The organism is Polaromonas sp. P1_G4, from assembly GCF_056405475.1.
The window spans coordinates 1-2462 of sequence record NZ_JBFUCA010000584.1 but is presented as its reverse complement, the minus strand read 5'-3'; the positions used below and the strand labels follow the sequence as shown (position 1 = coordinate 2462).

Annotated in this window: 2 protein-coding genes; both read left to right on the top strand. The window is 65.7% G+C overall.

Translation table 11 applies throughout. From position 1 onward, the window contains the following. Positions 1–228: 228 nt before the first annotated feature. Positions 229–876, top strand: a complete 648-nt coding sequence (locus AC1D1X_RS20830) for a hypothetical protein (RefSeq protein ID WP_477668017.1) — start codon at positions 229–231, stop codon at positions 874–876. Positions 877–955: 79 nt separating this feature from the next. Then, positions 956–2462 (top strand): VIT domain-containing protein (locus AC1D1X_RS20825; protein WP_477699061.1); only part of this gene is annotated, 1507 nt, incomplete at its 3' end.

Here is a 2462-nt window from a genome sequence, read left to right as displayed (position 1 = left end):
GGGTAACACCGCTCGCGCCGCGGGTTCAACTTTGCTTCTTTTGAAATTGTATGGTTCAGTTTCTTCTGCACCCGCCAGACTGTGACCGGGAAACCCGTAAATCCCCGCCCGGCCGCAGCTTCTGCGAACATAGCCGTATTTGGGGTTTTCATGACTACAGGTTTGGGCCCATCAGGGCCTGCTTGGCTGGCTGGCTGCCTTTTGGCGGCGGGTCTCGGTTTTGCCGGCATGGCGCGCGCACAGTCGTCCTGCTCCAGCGACGGCCAGGGCCGGCCAGTGACGCTGCTTGAGCGTTTTATCAACGCCAACTGCGACACCTGCTGGGCCGACCCGGCCACTCCCAAGGCCACGGCCGGCCAGGTTGCGCTGGATTGGGTGGTTCCTGGCGACAAGGGCAGCGACGCCCCGCTGTCCGCCGTCGCCGCAAGCGAAGGATTGCAACGGCTGGAGGCGCTGCGCCAAGCCGTCCCCGCACAAAGCCTGGCCAACACCTCGCCCGTCAAAGCCATCAAGGGCGCCACCCTGCGTGTCGCGCATGGCCTGCCGCTGAGCGGTTATCTTGGCGCCTCCATCGAGCTCAAGCCCGTCCCGGCAGCCGCCAAGGGCCGCCAATGGATAGCCTGGCTTGCCCTGGTCGAAACCTTGCCGGCCGGCACCGAGGGTTCCCCGGTTGAGCGGAATTTGATTCGAAACGTGCTCCAGACCAATTGGGACGGGCGCAAGCAGCTATCAAAAACAGAGCAAAACAGGTTCTTTGATGCACGCTCCATGAGCATTGCGGAGGGCGCCAACCCCGACCGGATGCGCGTGGTGGGCTGGGTAGAAAACGAAAAAGGCCTGGTGGTGGCCGCGGCGCAGTCGCGCTGCGCGCCCTGAAAAATATTTGAGGCCGTTTAACCCCTTTGTATTGCGCGCGCCGTTTAACGGTGCATCGCCAACAACAAAAGGGGTTTTCATGCCAAACGGCTTTCACGTCTTTCGCGGGTTCACCCGGCTGACTGCCGCCCGCCTCCTTCAGGCCACCGCCGCAGCCTGCTTCAGCCTGCAAGCACTGGCGCTCAGCCCGATGCCGCAGCCTTTCCCCAACGGAAAATTCGCCCCGCCGCCCGACTGGCGGCCGCCGGTCATCGCCGTGAACCATGCGGGCCAGCCCATCCAGCTGCGGGCCGTTTCCATCGAAGTCGACCTCTTCGGCGACCAGGCCCGTACCAGCGTTGAGCTGAGCCTTTTCAACCCCAACCCCCGCGTGCTCGAAGGCGAGCTGCAGTTCCCGCTGCAGGAGGGCCAGGTCGTGACCGGCTTCGCGCTGGATATCAACGGCCAATTGCGCGACGCAGTGCCCGTGCCCAAGGCCAAAGGCCAGGAGATCTTTGAAGACATACGCCGCAGGCGCGTAGACCCGGGACTGCTGGAAGCCGCCGCCGGCAACCAGTACAAGCTGCGCGTTTATCCCATCCCGGCCCAGGGGGAGCGCCGCGTGCTCATCACGTTCAACGAAACCCTGCCGCGCCAGCGTGATGCGGGCGTGCTGAGGGTGCCGCTGGTGTTCGCGTCAAGCGTGGGCCAATTGCAGGTGAAAGTGCGCGCCCACGGCGCCGCCCACCGGGATGTGGAACTGCTGCAGGCGCCCGCCGGCACCGAGCTGAACGCCAGCGCCACCGGCACGGAACTGGCCCTGCAAAAAAACCACTGGCAGGCCCCCCAGGGCCCTGCGGGCTGGCTTCAGCTGGCGCTGCGCCGCACCGGCAAGCCGCAGGTCATGGTCGGTGAATCTGCCGGCAAGCCGTTCTTTGCCGGGCAACTCGATGTGCGCGATGAGCTGGTGAGACGGCCCGCCCCTGCCCACATCGCACTGGTGTGGGACGCATCGGCTTCGGCCGCCGCGCAGGCCCGGGTGCTGCCGGTGCTGGAGGCCTACTTCCGCAAGCTGGGCAAGCCCGTCAAGCTCAGCCTGCTCGTGGTGCGTAACAAGGCCGAGGCTGTGCGCAGCTTCACCGTCACGCCGGGCCGCTTCGGTGAACTGGCCGATGCATTGCGCGCAGAGCCCTTCGACGGCTCCAGCAATTTTGACGACCTGCCCATTCCCGCCGACGTGGACACCACCCTGATGGTGACGGACGGCCTGATGACGGACGGCARAAAACTCATTCGCTACACCCACACGGCACCGGTGATGGTGATCAATGGCGCAGCCTCCGCCGACATGGCGCGGCTGGCCAGGCTGGCCGACCGCACCGGCGGAGCGCTGGTCGATGCCGCGCTGCAATCGCCCGACGAGGGCGCGCAAGCCATGCTGATGCACGGCTGGCGTATTGAGAAGCTGGACAGCCTGTCCGCGCGGCAACTCGTGACGCCGACAACGCGGATCAACCAGGGCCGCATTTCAGTGGCCGGTGAGCTGCAAGACAGTACCGCCCGCATCGACATCACGCTGGCGCACCCGGACGGCCGCCAGCGCACAC